Here is a 16,543-nt window from a genome sequence, read left to right on the forward strand (position 1 = left end):
GGGGAGTAAAAAGAAAAGAGTGCGCGCCGATATAAAACGTTACGGGTGACAGACGCCGAGTATAAAATATGTGAATAACTCTGGACGAAAAGTACGACACCCTACAGAATACATTTAGTATTTTTTCAGTATTTTCAAAAAGGTGAATCAGACCTGGTATCTGTTATCCGTTTTTGAGCCACGCCAGGCATCAACGTCATGAATAAGATCATCAAACGTTTAGAGATCATCAAAAGCGCCATCGAACTTGAGGACGAAGAGATTATCCGTCAGCAGCTCATCTACCTGAAAAATGAGCCGCAGGATGCCGTAATCAGCGCGATTGCCCAGGCGATTGAAGCTCGTCGATTCAGTGACGCCATGCAAGAGATCGCCGCCTGGCTACAGGCTCAACGGGCGCTCTCGACGTGGCAAGATCCCTCTATTGCCGCCAGTAAACTGGAGCTGAAAGCGCTTGAAGCCCAGCTTCGCGATCTGATTGACAAACGAAATGCGCGGGTACAAATCCTCGACGATTTCAACGATCTCTATCATCTGCGTCTCGGGCCGTTGATGAGCCGTATTCTGGAGTTGCGTAAACAGCTCGCGGTGAGTATGCAGCGTAAGCAAGAAGCCGAAATAAAACGCCGGGAAAAGGATTATCAATCCTGCCTGCAATTTATTTCCCAGGCCGTGGATCAACTGGCAACGCTAAAACAGCAGTGGACAGGATTGAATGCCGCCTCGCGCGAAGCGGTGGGCATCCGTCAGCGAATCCAGCAGCAGACGGAATTAATTACCGCGTTGCTGGCGGAAATTCGCGAGCTGGAAGCGGATTTTTCCCACCAGGACGACAGCGCATTCCGCCAGGCGCAGGAAAATGCGGAACAGGACTATCACCAGTACCGGGAGCAGCAGCAGGAAGCGCAATTCCGCTACGCCCGCGATCAACGTTTGTCGGCTGACGAACGCAGTGAATTAAAACGTTTGTGGCGTCAGGCCAGCCGCCTGTGTCACCCGGATGTGGTCGCCGATGAATTGAAAGAAAAAGCGCACCAGATGATGGTACAGCTTAATCAGGCGCGGCAGAATGCCGATCTGGCGGCAATTCGCGCGTTATTGACGCAGCTGCAAAGCGGTCTGGAACCGATGATGGCAAGCGACAGGCTAAATAACCTGGAACATCTGCGCCATAAAATACGCCAGCTCCGCACACAAATCGACGCGCTGTTGAAAGAGATAACGCAACTGGAAACGGAAAACGCCTGGCGGCTCGCCTCTTCCGTTGCGGATAAGGAAGCCTATTTCTCCGAGCAGGAACGGGCGCTAACCGAAATTCGCAATACGCTGGAGGCGCAGGTTCAACAGGTGGAACAGGAACTTCTGTCAGGGTAGTCCATCATTCATCAATAAATTGTCGGATGGCGCAAGCGCCACCCGACGAATCGCGGCATAAAGAGGGTAAGAGGGTCGCTACTGTCGCTGTAAAAGTAACGAACGGGCGGAGTCCGCCATGATCATCACCGCACCTGCCAGCATTAACGTATCTTTTAATACCAGCCGTCCGGCGCCCGATAAATACGGAAAACCATAATGCGCATCGCCCAGCGGCATAACCCAGGCCTCCGGCGTGGTGATTAAAAACGACAGCGTGACAAATGGCGTCAGGAATACCAGCACGCCGCCTGCAAGCCCTAACCAGCGGCTGACAGGGTTAGCCAGTACCAGCGCCGCGATAATCAATTCCACCACGCCCAGACCATCCGAAAACGCATACGTATTATTGGCCGTTTGCCAGGCGCGTTCCTCCGGTTTTAGTTCGCCCTCATGAGTCAGATGCTGACGATATTCTTCAGGATGTTCATAGAAAAAAGACATAAACGGGCTGTTCGCTACAAACGGGGTAATACTGTCTGCCTCATAGGGCACAAATTTTAGTAGCCCAATCCAGATAAAAACGATGGCGATACTCAGGCGAATTAATGTTAATCCCAGCCGATCCCCCTGACTTAACAGACGAAGATATTTGTCCATCTCAGGCTCTCCTTATTTATATAATATCGCAGTGGCGTAACCCGTATTATCAATACGCATGGACGTAATTTTCCATGACGACGCCTGTTTACTTTGCGCCAGTCTGGCAATAGCGTCTTCAAGCATTGACGGCGTTGCTGACACCGCAGAAACGCTGATATATTCAACGTCAGTTAGCGGCTGGGCGGAGGCGGAAAATGCCAGCGGCGCAGCCAATAATGAAGCAATAAGTGTGGTAACTTTTAACATCGAGATTTCCAGTCGTGGGTTATTTCAATGGTGTTATAATACGTTACGCCTGATTAAAGCCTTTTCTTTCAGACGCCAGCATATTTGTCCTGGCGTATTTTTATGGCCTGACAGGCAAAAAAAAGCCCTGATTAACAGGGCTACGTTATTTATGTTTTACTTAATGAGAGAGAAGAGATCGTTTAAAGACTCACTCATTGTAGGATGGGTAAATATCTGGTCGCGTAACACCGTATAAGGTAAATCTGCATCCATAACGGTTTTAACAATATTAATCATTTCATGAGAATCGACGCATAACAATGACACCCCTACAATACGCTGCGTATTCACGTCCACTACCGCTTTTAGTACGCCACGGGTATCGTTCATAACACGGGCGCGAGGGATCGCCGCCACCGGTAATGTCACCACCTGCACCGTTGCGCCGCTTGCCCGCGCTTGTTCTTCCGTCAGCCCGACACGAGAGAGCGGCGGCGTCATAAAGACGGAATACGGAACGTTCTGGCGATCGCGGGTACTGCGTTTGCCATCTCCCAATAACCCATCGCGTACAATACGAAAATCATCCAGTGAAATATAGGTAAACTGCAACCCACCGGTAACGTCGCCCATCGCCCAGATATTGTCCGCCGTGGTACGCAGGTAATCATCCACGATGATCCCGCCGCGTTCGTTCACCGCCACGCCGGCGTTCTGCAACTGTAAGCCAGCCGTCGCCGGTTTTCGCCCCGACGCCACCAGCAGGGCATCCACAAGATGCGCGCCTTCCGGCGTTTCTACTTGTACCGCGCCCTCCTTTGAGGATACGGCCTGTACGTTGGCGTTTAAAATCAGCTCGACGCCCTTTTCCTGTAAAATACGGGTAATTGCCTGCGCGATATCCCGATCTTCACGAGGCAGGAATTGCGGCGCTGCTTCAAAGATAGTGACCTTCGTACCGAAGTTGGCGAACATTGAGGCAAATTCAAGGCCAATATAACCGCCGCCTAAAATCCCCAGCCGCGCCGGACGCTGGCTCAGGCTGAGTAGCCCGGTGCTATCGAACACCCCTGCCGTCGTTGTTAAGCCCGTAATAGCCGGGATCACCGACTCTGCGCCAGTATTAATGAAGATCTTTTCTCCCCGTAACACCCGCTCGCCGTCCGCCTGGAATACCCGTAAGGTATGGTTATCAATAAACTCCGCCCTTCCCTCAATCACATCGACATTGTCCAGGTCGGCAAGATTATGAAAATTTTTGTCGCGTAAAAAATTTACGACCGCCGCTTTGCGTTGCATGGCGACAGAAAAATCGCCCTCACGTTCCGCGTCATGAACCAGCGTTTTCGTTGGAATGCAGCCAATGTTGATGCAGGTTCCGCCGAACATACTGGCGGACTGTTCGATAATCGCCACGCGCCATCCCGTCTTCGCCAGAGTTGCCGCCAACGTTTTTCCTGCCTTGCCAAAACCAATAATGAGCGCCTGATACTGTGTCATCTTCTTTCTCCGCCAAATCACCATCTGTTTGTCAGGACAAGTATAAATAACGTCAAAAAAGACAGGGTTATCCGCAACGCGTCATTTTTTGTCTTATCGTCTAAATTGGCGGTTAGCAAAAACAAGGGTAGAAATGACATTGAGTCCGAAATATAGTGAACAGAGACAGAAATGGTGATCCCTATTTTTGAAAATAAATCTGTTCTGGAGTCTATATGGATGCGCTTAGTCGGCTATTGACGCTTAACGCCCCTCAGGGCTCAATCGACAAGAATTGCCCGTTAGGCGGCGACTGGCAGTTACCGCACGCCGCTGGCGAGCTATCGGTGATTCGCTGGCATACCGTTACGCAGGGCGAAGCGCAACTGGAAATGCCTACCGGCGACGCCATGACGCTTACGCCGGGAAAGGTGGTGATTCTGCCGCAAAACTCCGCCCACCGTTTGCGCCAGTCTGGCGAAGCACCGACACATATCGTGTGCGGTAGTCTACGTCTGCACACGACGTCACGTTATTTCCTTACCGCGTTGCCGGAAGTGTTATGTCTTGCCCCGCCGCTGCATAGCCCCGCCAGTATCTGGCTTAACGCCGCCATTTTGCTGTTACAGCAGGAGTCAGAACGCCATTTACCCGGCGCTGACGTCTTATACAGTCAGCAGTGCGCCACGCTGTTTACCCTCGCCGTTCGCGACTGGCTATCGCAGGCTGGCACGGCGAAAAGCGTGCTCAATTTATTGCTGCATCCCCGGCTGGGCCGCGTAATCCTTCACATGCTGGAAACACCGGCGCGTCCCTGGACGGTCGAAACGCTGGCGCAACGGGTACACATGTCGCGGGCAAGCTTCGCCCAGCTATTTCGCGACGTGTCCGCTACGACGCCCTTAGCCGTGTTAACAACGCTGCGCCTGCAAATCGCCGCTCAGACCCTGTCGCGTGAAGCGCTGCCGGTGATGGTGATTGCCGAGTCGGTAGGTTATGCGAGCGAATCTTCTTTTCACAAAGCTTTTGTCCGTGAATTCGGTTGTACACCAGGCGAGTACCGCAAACGGATCAGCGCGCTCGGACGATAAACGTAGGCTGAACCCGCCTGCAGTTTGACGCCGCAGGCGGGCGACACACGTTATGCCGCAAGGCGACGATGCCTGCGCAGCCACATCAGCTTGTAGGCTGCCGGAATGATGAACAGCGACAGCAGCGGCGCGGTAATCATGCCGCCGATCATCGCATAGGGAACGCTGGTAATGATTAATAACGCTTCCCTTACGTCGACTCTGTAACCTGCCCCGTGGCGGTCTCAACACTAATAGACGCTCTACGTAGGCGATAATCCCAAAAAATACAGCGGTTGACAGACTAAGCAGCAAGACGGAATCACAATGACCCGACTCTTTTTTAGAGAAGCATAAATTTTTATTTGATTACAAACAGTTCAGCGTTGTATTTAAGGGTTTTATTTGAGGGAAATAAAACAGCCCCCGTAACGACGCCTGTTGCGAGATTATTGATAATTAAAAACGTAAGGTAACTGTTTGATTTATAAGTGGCGCGCCCTGCAGGATTCGAACCTGCGACCCACGGCTTAGAAGGCCGTTGCTCTATCCAACTGAGCTAAGGGCGCCTTGTGAAGTGAAGACTTCGTGTAGACGAAACGCGAGAATTATACGGTCAGGCACTCCTGAGTCAATGGCTTTTGTTCTGGTTGCTGACTAAGTGTACGAATATCGTCTTTTCTGGCGCAATGCCAGGTTCCAGGAAATCGCCTGGACACATCTCAGCACGCATAAAGTGGGAATTAAGGCCGCCAGTATTTAGATAATCAATCAGTTTCTTTAATATTTCACCATGATTCACCTGCCGTGTAGGATATTTTTTATGCTGAGTATCGCTATTAAGGAACAAAACAGTCACTTTGAGCATGGTTTGAAAATCATCATGACGCGTCTGGCGAATCAATGGCAGCAGAAAATTGACTTTCTGCCGCCAGAAGAGATAGATAATGCCGATATCGCTTTCCTGGCCCTGGATGATGATTGGTTCAGCGCAGGCTGTTACCAGATACCGATGCATACCCAACATCAGCTACGGGTAATTATTTGTAATAAATGCGATAAAGAAAAGCTCATGTTCAGACCATGTCTGTATATGCTGCCGCATATTTATCGGGAAGATGATGTTGAAGAAATTACCCGGAAAATGATATTGATCTTACATAAGCGAGCGCTTCGACATAGCGTCCCTTCTGGCATTTGCCACTACTGCACGACTCGTCATTTTTCAGTAACAGAACGTCACTTATTAAAACTGATCGCCAGCGGTTATCATTTAAGCGAAACGGCCGCTTTACTTTCGCTTTCTGAAGAGCAGACAAAGTCACTCCGCCGGAGCATTATGCGCAAATTACATGTTAAAACGGAGCAGCAGTTTTTAAAGTATATTAGAGTTAACCTTCATTTCTTACTCAGTAAGTAAACTCACTTAACTTTTTACAAGGCTTACGAAATATCTCACCAATAATTAAGTAACGATACCTACAGGCATTTTTTTAACGCTGCCACAATGATGCCCATAATATCCTGATAGATTCAGGGGTCGAAAATATATGGCTGCATCATAAATGCCTGGAGGAGTGTTTGGTGGCACAGGGTACTTTATTAAAGGAAAGGATAAATCCCCCACACCTGGCGTCTTCACCCACACGTCATTCATATCTCAACAGCAGATTGTTAAAATCTGAGCCAATCGTTAATCTCTCAACTGCGCAATTAATCGGCTATGAGGTCCTGACGCAACTTCCGTCAAAACATGATAGCGAAGTTTTTTTTCAGCAGTTAATGCTGATGGAAGGCATTGAAACATCAGAGCAACGAGGCATTGCTTTTTACGCTGGTGCAACGATGGGACAAGGTTATTTATGGCCAGCCATATTACCAGATATATATTAGAGCAATGGAAAAAGCAGGATGCGCAGCGTACCACGCAGGGAAAGACACCGCCGTTTAAGAAATGCCAAAGACTGCGCCTGCCGTTATCACTCTCCAACGCCGCAGATATTTGATCGCCTTGAGTTACTGGACCAACAGCTTAATTATGCCTTGCCGGTTGGTATCATTTCCCAGGCAATAATTACAACTGATAACTACCTCGGCTATTCATTGAGTCACTACTTATTTTCCGGAAAACGTACCGCTGCATTCCGCTCATTAGATGACATTTCTTTGTGGATTGAAAAGGGGTCGCTCAGACAACTGATTGTAGATATGGAGGCGCTACCTGTCTCCTGTATTGAGGCGCTTAACCAGCTACGCGCGCTCAGTTGGCAACAAAGCGATATCCAGATTTACCTGCTGGTATCAGATAAAACCGCCGCTATAACACAGTTTATCCGTATGGCTGGGCGTTTTTTTGTTCTGTCACGACGACAAAATCTGGCTTCAGTACGCGAAGCCTTGTTATCAGCCGCCGAACCTCGCTTATCGGAAAGCTTTAGCCGTACTGACTGGTTGATGATTGAAACTTTAGCGCAAGGTGCCTCTTTAAAAGAAATAGCACGTCAGCAAAGCGTATCTTATCATCGTGTAGTTTACCGGCTTAAACAACTTATCACCCTCCTTAACCTTCCCCACAGGCAAAGCTTTCTTCGGCTGATCCAGCAGCTAAACGTTACTTTCCACGATATTTTTTAACGGAGTAACGTTTTGGCGAATAAGATTTTTTAAGAAATTACTTATTTTCACTTCCATTAAATGTAAATATTTCACATAAAATTAATATTTACAACTCGTCCTGGTAAGCGATAAAAATTTTTTTCTTACATCGTCCCCTGTCCCTCCTCGTTTTTTGAGGTCTCCAGCGTCAACATCTTTCTGTTATTACATAACAAATACTAAACAATTAGTCTTTCATATTATTTTTATACTTAAAAACAACAGTTTAAACTACTCAATGTCAACTCCAAAGAAAATAGCTCCACCACGAACAAATTTTCTATAACGCCACAGAACATCCTACCCGCTATCCATAATTCGCATTTCGCAAGACTTTTCCGAGAAATCAGACCAGGTATAATCCATATTGTTTTTACTTAATCAGAAATTTCTTTTTTGTTGGTGCGAAATGGACATTCCACATATTTATTACTCTTACGCAAAATAGCCAGTCAACAGGGAAGTCTCATTCTTTATTATTGCTCCACTGTGTGGTGTGTAGATCTGGCTATTTCACAATCTTTAAGGTGTCTGACGCTTATTCTAAAACGAAGGACGCATAACAGTCTGAGGCATACAACAATGAAACCTGCATCTGTTATCATTATGGACGAACACCCTATTGTAAGAATGTCGATCGAAGTTTTACTCGGTAAAAATAGCAATATTCAGGTTGTCCTGAAAACGGATGATAGCCGAACAGCGATAGAGTATCTGCGCACTTATCCTGTTGACCTTGTCATTCTGGATATTGAATTACCGGGCACCGACGGCTTTACCTTACTTAAACGAATCAAATCTATCCAGGAACATACCCGGATACTTTTTTTATCGTCGAAATCAGAGGCTTTTTATGCCGGAAGAGCAATAAGAGCGGGCGCAAACGGATTTGTAAGTAAACGCAAAGACCTCAATGATATTTATAATGCGGTAAAAATGATTTTATCCGGCTATTCTTTTTTTCCATCTGAGACGCTTAACTTTATCAGTAATACCCGTCCCCCCAAAGGCGGGCACCATGATATGCCACTTTCTAACCGCGAAGTCACCGTGCTGCGCTATCTGGCCAATGGAATGTCTAACAAAGAAATTGCCGAGCAACTTTTATTGAGTAACAAGACTATCAGCGCGCATAAGGCCAATATATTTTCTAAACTTGGCCTTCACTCTATCGTTGAGCTTATCGATTACGCCAAATCACACGAATTATTGTAAATGTACTCCCGGCGAATTATCGTTCGGGAGCCACAATAACGGACACTAATTGTAATTGATCAGGAAGGTCGCATCCGCGTTAGCAAGTCCGGGCTGCACGCCATCGGCTAAGGCGATATAGTTCGCATAGAATTTCAGGGTAGCATTGCCGTTGTTGTCAATATCGACGGCCTTGCTGGCCTGTTCAAGCGGCAATCGACGTTGATCGCCATCGCGAATTTCAATCGCCAGTTTTTGCGCCATTTCCGTATCAGCAAGCGCCAGTAATGCCGTGCCGGGCGCTGGCGTCCCGGAAAACGTTATAGACGCCGACCCCGGCGGGCAACCTTCAAGTTTTAGGCTAAAGGCTACCGGTTGCGTGGCGTCACCGACGGCGTGAAGCTGTTTTGTCGGCCAGGTGCCGAGGTTAACCGACTTGTTACTGTCGCCCGCCACCACGGCGCAGGTAAAATCCACCACGTTACCGCGCAGTTCAATATTCACTTCGCCCAGAGATGAGTTGGCCTGACTCAGCGGGCTGAACAAAACACAACCGATAGCGATGAAAACGCGCCGAAAGATCATTATGCCTCCTTAATCATAATCGACTCGTAGATAGCCGCGCGCAGTAAACGGCCCTTCCGCCGGTTTATTCCCCGTCACGCTGATCGGCCAGGCGCGAATACCTACGCGAGCGGCGGCGTTATCATCAAGATGAAACGGAATTTTACTCGACAAATTATTGGGTGTGAGCGGCGTACCGTTGCTATTAGCAACTACAAAACCTAAATCCGGATTATCGGACACCATCGCCTGCCCTGAGGCCTTTTCGGCTTCAAGCCGCATCGATAAATAGGCCTGCGCCGCGACGTTGGTACATTTGATAGCGATAGTTTTCGTTTGCGGCGTGACGCCTTGCGGACGATTACCCGCCCCCGCCTGACTAAATAACGACGCGCCGATATCGCCGAAATCAAACTCCACGACCTGTCCGGCATTCACTTCGCAGTTTTGCGGCACTTCCACTTTGCCGCTGTAGCTAATGGTATATACCGGCGTGCTCAACGCGTCGCCGGTAGAGGTCGTCACATAGACGGTAAACATTGTCTGGCGAGGGATCGTCACCATATTAATAAAAGGCCGTATCACTTTTAATTTAAAAACCAGCTTTGAGTCCTGCACGCCAAACGGCATTTGCTGCGACACGTTAGAGTCGACGCCCATGCGAATATAGTTACGGGGCGGATAAAATACGCCAGCGACACTATCGGTGATGCTCATCGCGCCCAGAAGGTAGTCATTCAGTTTGAGGTATTTAAAATTTCCTTCGGTGCTTCGTACCGGTAATTCTGATACATAGCTTCGGTAGGTATAATTTACCGTTGTCCCCGCCGGGCACGTCGCGTTTACGCCGACCCAACCTGATTTTTCCGGCAACGTAACCACCTGTCCCGGCTGATTATTGCCGCTGGTGAAAACATCTGACAGGTCGTAAAAGATATCGGTCACCGTCCCGTTTGAATTGCGGCAAACCGTCGCCAGCGCGGGATGGGTGAAAAAGAGCGCGGTCCCCGCCAGCAATAGCGCTGAGTATATTTTCATCTCTATTTTTCCTTTTATGACGACGGACGGATACAAGTCGCGCTGGCTATCGTAATCGCCTGCTTCAGGCTATCCTCCGCCAGGGCGTAAGGGGCGATACAACGTGCGTTTTTCCCCTCTCCCCACTGGATGAACAGTTCACCTTTTAGCGGCAAGCCGCTCAGATAAATTTGTCCGTCATCGCCGACCATGCTGGTAATGCCGCTGGCGGTTTCTCGTACTATCGCGCCAAACGGTAACGGACGTCCGCCAAGCCTCGCGGTAATGATGGCCCTTACGCCTATCCGCGTATCAAAAGCGGCCCGCACCAGCGCGCCCTCTGTCGGCACTACGCTGCTGACGTTATTTTCGACATCGGTATGGTTGTCCATCGTGTTGGTATCTAACGCGACGCGGTTATAGCGATATACCGTGGCGTAGGGCATTACCGCATAGCCCCGCCAGTCCGTTTTCACGCCGGTCTGGTTTTCGATGCGCACGCCTTTCGCTCCCGGCGCTTTAATCAAGACATTGGTATCGCCCAACGGTTGGCTAAACGTAATACCATCCGCATGACCGACCACGCCGCCGGAAAGTTGCCAGTTATAGTCATGCTGATCGCGATCGTAGTTATATCCCACGCCCAGCGTGCCATACGTCGCCTGCCAGCTAGCGCTGGCGCTGCCGCTATAACCATTGCTACTGCTACGCCCCTGCGTCACGCTGTAGCTCAGATTACGTCCTTCCAGAAGCGTGCCGCCCACGCCGGTCTGCCAGCTATTGTCGCCGTCGCGGTTGCGGTTGGCGTTAAACGTGGCATAAGTACGATCAAGAAGAGTGTCGCGCGCATAGCGCCGTCCGGTCAGAATGCTAAACGGAACGGACATATTGAATGCCAGAATGCGGTCGGCGCCTGAGATCCCCACCGACTCGCTCCACGACCATGACAGCGAATAACTTATGCCATGCCATCCACTGGCGTATCCCAGTTGATACCAGGTATTGGTATCCGCCGTATTCCAGTAATTTTGTTGACTGCCGGAAAGATACAGTGACCCGTAATCCCCCAGGTTTTGCGAAATATTGACCTGAAAGCGGCCTTTTTTGCTGTAACGGAGATTGTGGTAGCTCTGCGCCACCGGCACTTTATGGCGGCGTCCGTCGCTATCGTATTCGTAGTCGTACCCTTCCATACTGCGGTATGCCACATCATCCAGGGTGTAAAATCCGCGTGTGGAATAGCGGTAACCCAGCAATTGAAAATTAGTCCCGTAATTATTCAGCGATTTGGCGTACAGAAAACGCAACGATTGCCCCTGATGGGTGCTGTCATCTGCCAGTTGGCTACGCGCATGTGTGACATCGACCGACACGGCACCCCAGCCGCCCAAATTTCGCCCCGCCCCGATCACCACGGCACGGTAACGATCGGCAAGTTGCGTACCGCCGTAAGCCGTCAGCCCCGCAGGCAGGCCGGCAATCACCGTTCCCTGGAAAAAGAATGGCGAAGACTGCTGACTATTGCCGCTGCGAAAATCCCCGGCCACCAGGTCATACTTCACCCTGCCCTCACGCTGCAATAGCGGAACGGTAGAGTAAGGCACCGTGTAACGTTGTTGGCTACCGTCTTTTTCATCTACCGTCACCTCAAGGTCGCCGCTGGAAGAGGTAGGATTAAGATCGGTAATCGCAAACGCGCCCGGCGACACATAGCTTTGGTAGATAACATACCCGTTCTGTCGTATCGTCAGCTTTGCCGCCGTCCGGGCGATCCCTCTGACCGTGGGGGCGTAGCCTTGCAGGCTATCGGGATACATATTGTCAGAAGAGTACAGCCGCGCTCCGCGAAAGCCGACGCTATCGAAAACATCGTTCCCGGTATTGCTGTCCCCCATGACCAGTTCGCTTTTTAGCGGAATGATGGCGCGCTGTACCCAGGTGCCAATGTTGTTCCAGCGTTGCGAATGATAGCCGTCCCCCTTCGAATAGTTCCAGGCTCCGTTATTACGCAGCCGCCAGGGGCCATAGTTCAAACCACTCAACAGACTCAAAAAATAGCTATCGCTGTCTGTTCCGCGGCTACCGGTAAAACTGTAATTAATGAGTGCGGCGGGTATCCCTTCATCCCACTCTTCCGGCGGGATATAGCCACGCGCGCTGTTGAGCAATGACGCCTGCGGCAAGCTAATATTTAAGCGCATCGACGCGAAATCGAACGCGACCTCCGCGCCCGGGATTTTCTCAGGAAGGTGAATACACGTGGTATCGACGCCTTTATCTGAGACAGGGAACGCCGCGGTATTCACGCCCAGCCGTTTAATCCACTCCGGTGTAAAACAAGGCATCAGGCCGCCGGATTTATCGCCGGCGCCCACGGCGCCCGCCTCAAAACGGATATCCTGCGTCGCTACGAATTCGTCGTTACGCCAGATATCCACCCGGTAAATACCGGGAGGCTGATGATTACCTTTTTCAAAGCGAGATAAATCCGCCACAGACGCGGTATCCGCCGACAAAAACGCAGGGTTGAAATAACTTTCGCCGCGGCTCGTCAGCGGACACAGCGCCGCCAACACCGACAGCGCCACGCCGCTTAACGGTGATACATAGCCGGGAAATCGCCCTGCAAACCAGGTTGTCTTCTTCATCGTGTTCTCGTGTGGCTTCACGCTCTCTGCTTAACCGAGACTGGCCGTTGTCGCCGACGTCAATGCGCCGTAATCATTGACGGTCTGAAATGTCACGCTGCCCTGCGCGCCAGTCGGTAAGGGAATTTGCATGTCGCTTTTTGGCGCGATCATCACGTTATCAATCTTTTTCGCGCCCACGCTGATATTGACCAGCGTGAGGTAATAAGCAGATGGGTTGGTTATCTTGAGATGGTTGCCGACACGGGAAAATTTCAGCAAGGTCGGCGCATCTTCCGGCGTCTGCGGCAAATTCGCCGGACGCACGAACAGTTTGATGCGCGACAGAATCGCCAGTTGCAGAACGTTTTTTCCTTCAATATGACTTTTATCGACCGACGGGATGGCTTTCACGTTCATCCAGAACAACGACTCCCGATCCCCGGGTAGCGGTTGCCCGGCGTAGATAATACGCAGCGTGTTTTCGCTTTTGGGTTCGCTGACGAATAAAGGCGGCGTAACGATAAACGTTTTTTCTTTCTGCCCGGCGCTATTTTCGATCCATGAATTGACGAGGTAACGTTCTTGAGTATCGCTATTACTGATTGCCAGAGAAGTCTGTTTCGCCGCCGAGGGATAAATAACGCGCGTGGCGCCTAATGCAATCCCCCCCGCCGCCTGTACGTTCAGCGAAGTAAATAACGTGAGAAGAACAATAAAGCCTAATTTTATACTATTCAGCATGGTAAAAAATACCTTTTGCATTGAGTCACGTCGGCAAGAAAATTCATGGGTAAACCAGCGTAAACCACACTTCTGAATGAATTCGTCCCGGCGTCATATTTTCTGAAATTGCCCGATAGCGGGCAGTAAAATGCAAAGTCATTTCTGACGTTAAAATGGGCGTATAATGAAGCGGTAACGTGTTAGGTATGATTTGCCGCTGCTGGTCATCAAATAATGCCAGGCCGATTCCGGCATTACCGATACCCTCGCCGCTGGCCAGAAAAACATGGGGATCTTCCGCAGGCGTAACGCCGGCAAACGCAATGCCGACATGACGCCAGACCTCCGCGCTACAGGAGATTAACCGTAACGAAAATGGAACGCTGACGGGAGCGAAGCTGCCAGGACCGGTAAACGCATTCGTGCGGTACTGTCCCATCAGTACGCGCAAATCCTGGCTTTCAGTGGCGACAGCGCAGCCGCCATTGACCAGTTGTCCGCGCAGGTGAATACGCCCACTCTCTACCATTACCGGCTGCGCAATGACGGGCGACATCAAAATAAGCCCCACTAGCGCCGCGCCTTTCCTTATCATCTGCTATGTTCTCTTTTATCCCCGATAGCCTCTTCCGTTGAGGCGCCTCCCTTCCCTGGCGTTCCCAGACGGGATTATTCGTATTTCATGATAAAGGTGGCGTCGGCATTAGCCTGGCCTGGCGTCGTGGCGGTGGCGGTTGCCTTATAGCGTGCGGTAAAACGCAGCGTATTGGTGCCTTCAACCAGCGCCTGCTTCGCCGAGAAGGTCGCGCCGTCCGGTTTCAACGGTGAGGAGGTGTTATCAAGAATCTCAATCCCGACGCCGGTTGCGGTAGTGCTATTGTCCGCAGAGGAGACAGCCAGCAAATTAGGGTTGGTGTTATCTGCCTGACCAGAGAAAGCCACGGCAGCGGTAGCCGCCACTTTCGGATCGCAGTCATTCAGGACGATGGAGAAAGGCACCTGCGCGGTCGTATCATCAATCGCCGTAAAGCTGGCGGTACGGTATTGACCCAGCGTCACCGTTTGATCGGCGGATTTAGTGCTAACGGCACAGGCTGCATTAACCAGTTTACCTTCGAAATGAATAGTACCGCCACTCACGCTCACCGGAGTAGGATCAGCCGCAACCGCTGCGCCAGCGACAAACATCAGACTCGCAATAGTAGAGGTCATTAATTTATGTTTCATGGATTTCCCTTGAATTACACACACCCGGTTTCGGCATCCTGTCGGCTCCGTTTGAATTATTATCGACATAGCATGTCAGAAAAGTTATCTCTTCATCCTGTAAAGATAGATATCGCGGATTAATTAGTTTTCTGTTTCTCCCCTGAGTATCAGACGCAGTAATTAATCTTTGCGAATATGACATTTCGTCACGGTAATAAATTAAACATTTCGCTAAATAAAAAATAGCCGCAAACTCTTTTAATGACCTAAGCTAATTCTTATTGGGATATAAGAAGGGTCTAATCTTATTTTGTATAAAATGTCGCATTATGCCGCCCGATGCTATTAACGGCGAGGGATTACGGTAACCATAACCAGGGTGATGAATTGTTTCTTTTTGGTTAATCATGGCTCGCTTACTGGTCACGTCTCAGTATCGTCAACAGACGGGGGAGACGTCGCGTTTGCATCGGAAACACAAACGTTAACTGACAGCGAGGCCCGCTTCTGACAAAATAGCGTCATCCCCTTTGACTTGAAGTAACAGATGGAATCTTCTCTCTGATGGCAGCAAAGATTATTGACGGTAAAACGATTGCGCAGCAGGTGCGATCTGAGGTTGCTCAAAAAGTTCAGGCACGCGTCGCAGCAGGTCTTCGCGCTCCCGGCCTGGCTGTGGTGCTGGTCGGCAGCAATCCGGCCTCACAGATTTATGTCGCAAGCAAACGTAAAGCGTGCGACGAAGTGGGATTCGTCTCCCGCTCCTATGACCTGCCAGAAACCACCAGCGAAGCCGAACTGCTGGCGCTTATCGATACTCTGAATGCAGATAACACGATCGACGGTATTCTGGTGCAGTTGCCTTTACCGGCAGGCATCGACAACGTTAAAGTGCTGGAGCGTATCGCGCCAGATAAAGACGTAGACGGTTTTCATCCTTATAATGTCGGTCGTCTGTGCCAGCGTGCGCCGCGCCTGCGTCCCTGTACGCCCCGCGGTATTGTGACCCTGCTTGAGCGTTACAACATTGATACCTACGGCCTGAATGCGGTGGTCATTGGCGCGTCCAATATCGTTGGACGCCCAATGAGCATGGAGCTGCTGCTGGCTGGCTGTACGACTACCGTTACGCACCGCTTTACCAAAGATCTGCGTCACCATGTCGAGCATGCTGATTTGCTCATTGTCGCCGTAGGTAAACCGGGCTTTATTCCCGGCGAATGGATTAAAGAAGGCGCAATTGTGATTGATGTCGGTATTAACCGTCTGGAAAATGGCAAGGTCGTTGGCGACGTCGTGTTTGACGAAGCCGCGGCGCGCGCGTCATACATCACGCCAGTTCCGGGCGGCGTCGGCCCGATGACGGTCGCTACGCTTATCGAAAACACGCTGCAGGCGTGCATTGAATATCACGATCCACAAGGAAAATAACATGGCGACATTCTCTTTAGGCAAGCACCCGCACGTCGAGCTGTGCGATCTGCTCAAGCTGGAAGGCTGGAGCGAAAGCGGCGCACAGGCGAAAATCGCCATTGCCGACGGGTTGGTGAAGGTTGATGGCGCGGTTGAAACGCGTAAACGCTGCAAAATTGTCGCCGGGCAAACCGTTAGCTTTGAAGGCCAAAGTGTGAACGTCGTGGCCTGATACAGAGTGCCGGATAGCGACGCAAAGCGTCTTATCCGGCCTGATTACGCTGTCTTTTCAGATAATCATCCACTTAATCCTCTGCGTTCCAACTGCTAGCATGGCTATTTCCC

Annotated in this window: 18 protein-coding genes and 1 tRNA gene; 8 read left to right on the forward strand and 11 right to left on the reverse strand. The window is 50.4% G+C overall.

Annotated elements, in window-relative coordinates; all coding sequences use genetic code 11:
* Positions 1–198: 198 nt before the first annotated feature.
* On the forward strand, positions 199–1,374 hold the full coding sequence (locus tag J4614_RS11305) for a DnaJ family molecular chaperone (RefSeq protein ID WP_001033457.1): 1,176 nt from the start codon (positions 199–201) through the stop codon (positions 1,372–1,374).
* 78 nt (positions 1,375–1,452) lie between these two features.
* Here the strand turns inward: J4614_RS11305 and rclC are convergent, their stop codons facing one another.
* The 3 genes from rclC to rclA all read right to left on the reverse strand — a co-directional run bounded on the left by rclC (position 1,453) and on the right by rclA (position 3,744).
* Positions 1,453–2,013 (reverse strand): reactive chlorine resistance membrane protein RclC, encoded by a 561-nt coding sequence (rclC, locus tag J4614_RS11310; protein WP_023230865.1) that lies wholly within the window; start codon positions 2,011–2,013, stop codon positions 1,453–1,455.
* A 12-nt stretch (positions 2,014–2,025) separates the two neighbouring features.
* Positions 2,026–2,262, reverse strand: a complete 237-nt coding sequence (gene rclB / locus J4614_RS11315; RefSeq protein ID WP_000922170.1) for a reactive chlorine resistance periplasmic protein RclB — start codon at positions 2,260–2,262, stop codon at positions 2,026–2,028.
* A 156-nt stretch (positions 2,263–2,418) separates the two neighbouring features.
* A complete protein-coding gene (gene rclA, locus J4614_RS11320; RefSeq protein ID WP_000195929.1) occupies positions 2,419–3,744 on the reverse strand; it encodes a reactive chlorine resistance oxidoreductase RclA in 1,326 nt (441 codons plus the stop codon).
* Between the two features lie 215 nt (positions 3,745–3,959).
* Here rclA and rclR point away from each other — a divergent pair, with 215 nt between their 5' ends.
* Entirely contained in the window at positions 3,960–4,814 is an 855-nt protein-coding gene (gene rclR / locus J4614_RS11325; RefSeq protein WP_023230866.1) for a reactive chlorine-specific transcriptional regulator RclR, read from the forward strand.
* 50 nt (positions 4,815–4,864) lie between these two features.
* On the opposite strand, the gene J4614_RS11330 is transcribed toward rclR, so the two are convergent.
* Both J4614_RS11330 and J4614_RS11335 read right to left on the reverse strand, forming a co-directional pair.
* A complete protein-coding gene (locus J4614_RS11330) occupies positions 4,865–4,954 on the reverse strand; it encodes a cation transporter (RefSeq protein WP_228413429.1) in 90 nt (29 codons plus the stop codon).
* Positions 4,955–5,285: 331 nt separating this feature from the next.
* A tRNA-Arg gene (locus J4614_RS11335) sits at positions 5,286–5,362 on the reverse strand.
* A 254-nt stretch (positions 5,363–5,616) separates the two neighbouring features.
* Between J4614_RS11335 and fimW the strand changes: the two genes are divergently transcribed.
* The 4 genes from fimW (at position 5,617) to fimZ (ending at position 8,663) form a co-directional block, all read left to right on the forward strand.
* Positions 5,617–6,213: a fimbria biosynthesis transcriptional regulator FimW gene (fimW, locus tag J4614_RS11340; RefSeq protein WP_000948629.1), complete on the forward strand. Its 597-nt coding sequence runs from the start codon at positions 5,617–5,619 to the stop codon at positions 6,211–6,213.
* A 161-nt stretch (positions 6,214–6,374) separates the two neighbouring features.
* On the forward strand, positions 6,375–6,686 hold the full coding sequence (locus J4614_RS11345) for a hypothetical protein (protein WP_000226500.1): 312 nt from the start codon (positions 6,375–6,377) through the stop codon (positions 6,684–6,686).
* 18 nt (positions 6,687–6,704) lie between these two features.
* Positions 6,705–7,427: a fimbria biosynthesis regulator FimY gene (gene fimY / locus J4614_RS11350; RefSeq protein WP_001258106.1), complete on the forward strand. Its 723-nt coding sequence runs from the start codon at positions 6,705–6,707 to the stop codon at positions 7,425–7,427.
* A gap of 603 nt (positions 7,428–8,030) precedes the next feature.
* Positions 8,031–8,663 (forward strand): fimbria biosynthesis transcriptional regulator FimZ, encoded by a 633-nt coding sequence (fimZ, locus tag J4614_RS11355; protein WP_000801272.1) that lies wholly within the window; start codon positions 8,031–8,033, stop codon positions 8,661–8,663.
* Between the two features lie 45 nt (positions 8,664–8,708).
* Here fimZ and sfmF read toward each other — a convergent pair whose 3' ends face one another.
* The 6 genes from sfmF to fimA all read right to left on the reverse strand — a co-directional run bounded on the left by sfmF (position 8,709) and on the right by fimA (position 14,803).
* Positions 8,709–9,227 carry a fimbria assembly protein gene (gene sfmF, locus J4614_RS11360; protein WP_001642932.1) on the reverse strand — a complete coding sequence of 173 codons (519 nt, stop codon included), beginning with the start codon at positions 9,225–9,227 and terminating at the stop codon, positions 8,709–8,711.
* Positions 9,228–9,236: 9 nt separating this feature from the next.
* Positions 9,237–10,244 carry a type 1 fimbria D-mannose specific adhesin FimH gene (fimH, locus tag J4614_RS11365; protein ID WP_000708670.1) on the reverse strand — a complete coding sequence of 336 codons (1,008 nt, stop codon included), beginning with the start codon at positions 10,242–10,244 and terminating at the stop codon, positions 9,237–9,239.
* 14 nt (positions 10,245–10,258) lie between these two features.
* Entirely contained in the window at positions 10,259–12,871 is a 2,613-nt protein-coding gene (locus tag J4614_RS11370; protein WP_000754219.1) for a fimbrial biogenesis usher protein, read from the reverse strand.
* Between the two features lie 30 nt (positions 12,872–12,901).
* Positions 12,902–13,594 (reverse strand): type 1 fimbria chaperone FimC, encoded by a 693-nt coding sequence (gene fimC, locus J4614_RS11375; RefSeq protein WP_001519112.1) that lies wholly within the window; start codon positions 13,592–13,594, stop codon positions 12,902–12,904.
* 43 nt (positions 13,595–13,637) lie between these two features.
* Positions 13,638–14,171, reverse strand: a complete 534-nt coding sequence (gene fimI, locus J4614_RS11380) for a type 1 fimbrial protein subunit FimI (protein ID WP_000619610.1) — start codon at positions 14,169–14,171, stop codon at positions 13,638–13,640.
* A 74-nt stretch (positions 14,172–14,245) separates the two neighbouring features.
* The gene (gene fimA, locus J4614_RS11385; RefSeq protein WP_000681026.1) at positions 14,246–14,803 is read right to left on the reverse strand and encodes a type 1 fimbrial protein subunit FimA; all 558 of its coding nucleotides are present in this window, start codon (positions 14,801–14,803) and stop codon (positions 14,246–14,248) included.
* 546 nt (positions 14,804–15,349) lie between these two features.
* Here fimA and folD point away from each other — a divergent pair.
* The gene (gene folD / locus J4614_RS11390) at positions 15,350–16,216 is read left to right on the forward strand and encodes a bifunctional methylenetetrahydrofolate dehydrogenase/methenyltetrahydrofolate cyclohydrolase FolD (protein WP_000729165.1); all 867 of its coding nucleotides are present in this window, start codon (positions 15,350–15,352) and stop codon (positions 16,214–16,216) included.
* A gap of 1 nt (position 16,217) precedes the next feature.
* Positions 16,218–16,430, forward strand: coding sequence for a ribosome-associated protein YbcJ (gene ybcJ, locus J4614_RS11395; protein WP_000190278.1), 213 nt, complete (start codon positions 16,218–16,220; stop codon positions 16,428–16,430).
* Positions 16,431–16,543 lie beyond the last annotated feature (113 nt).

Source organism: Salmonella sp. 32031103-2018-00083-FB-01-SM-01, from assembly GCF_017571995.1.
Classification (GTDB): Bacteria; Pseudomonadota; Gammaproteobacteria; order Enterobacterales; family Enterobacteriaceae; genus Salmonella; species Salmonella enterica.

What these genes read in the sequence shown, in the direction of transcription:
- fimC (WP_001519112.1), bottom strand. Translation starts at nt 13,594, where the DNA reads ATGCTGAATAGTATAAAATTAGGCTTTATTGTTCTTCTCACGTTATTT.
- fimA (WP_000681026.1), bottom strand. Translation starts at nt 14,803, where the DNA reads ATGAAACATAAATTAATGACCTCTACTATTGCGAGTCTGATGTTTGTC.
- fimH (WP_000708670.1), bottom strand. Translation starts at nt 10,244, where the DNA reads ATGAAAATATACTCAGCGCTATTGCTGGCGGGGACCGCGCTCTTTTTC.
- sfmF (WP_001642932.1), bottom strand. Translation starts at nt 9,227, where the DNA reads ATGATCTTTCGGCGCGTTTTCATCGCTATCGGTTGTGTTTTGTTCAGC.
- J4614_RS11305 (WP_001033457.1), top strand. Translation starts at nt 199, where the DNA reads ATGAATAAGATCATCAAACGTTTAGAGATCATCAAAAGCGCCATCGAA.
- J4614_RS11370 (WP_000754219.1), bottom strand. Translation starts at nt 12,871, where the DNA reads ATGAAGAAGACAACCTGGTTTGCAGGGCGATTTCCCGGCTATGTATCA.
- rclB (WP_000922170.1), bottom strand. Translation starts at nt 2,262, where the DNA reads ATGTTAAAAGTTACCACACTTATTGCTTCATTATTGGCTGCGCCGCTG.
- rclR (WP_023230866.1), top strand. Translation starts at nt 3,960, where the DNA reads ATGGATGCGCTTAGTCGGCTATTGACGCTTAACGCCCCTCAGGGCTCA.
- ybcJ (WP_000190278.1), top strand. Translation starts at nt 16,218, where the DNA reads ATGGCGACATTCTCTTTAGGCAAGCACCCGCACGTCGAGCTGTGCGAT.
- fimZ (WP_000801272.1), top strand. Translation starts at nt 8,031, where the DNA reads ATGAAACCTGCATCTGTTATCATTATGGACGAACACCCTATTGTAAGA.
- rclA (WP_000195929.1), bottom strand. Translation starts at nt 3,744, where the DNA reads ATGACACAGTATCAGGCGCTCATTATTGGTTTTGGCAAGGCAGGAAAA.
- folD (WP_000729165.1), top strand. Translation starts at nt 15,350, where the DNA reads ATGGCAGCAAAGATTATTGACGGTAAAACGATTGCGCAGCAGGTGCGA.
- rclC (WP_023230865.1), bottom strand. Translation starts at nt 2,013, where the DNA reads ATGGACAAATATCTTCGTCTGTTAAGTCAGGGGGATCGGCTGGGATTA.
- fimY (WP_001258106.1), top strand. Translation starts at nt 6,705, where the DNA reads ATGCGCAGCGTACCACGCAGGGAAAGACACCGCCGTTTAAGAAATGCC.
- fimI (WP_000619610.1), bottom strand. Translation starts at nt 14,171, where the DNA reads ATGATAAGGAAAGGCGCGGCGCTAGTGGGGCTTATTTTGATGTCGCCC.
- J4614_RS11330 (WP_228413429.1), bottom strand. Translation starts at nt 4,954, where the DNA reads ATGATTACCGCGCCGCTGCTGTCGCTGTTCATCATTCCGGCAGCCTAC.
- fimW (WP_000948629.1), top strand. Translation starts at nt 5,617, where the DNA reads ATGCTGAGTATCGCTATTAAGGAACAAAACAGTCACTTTGAGCATGGT.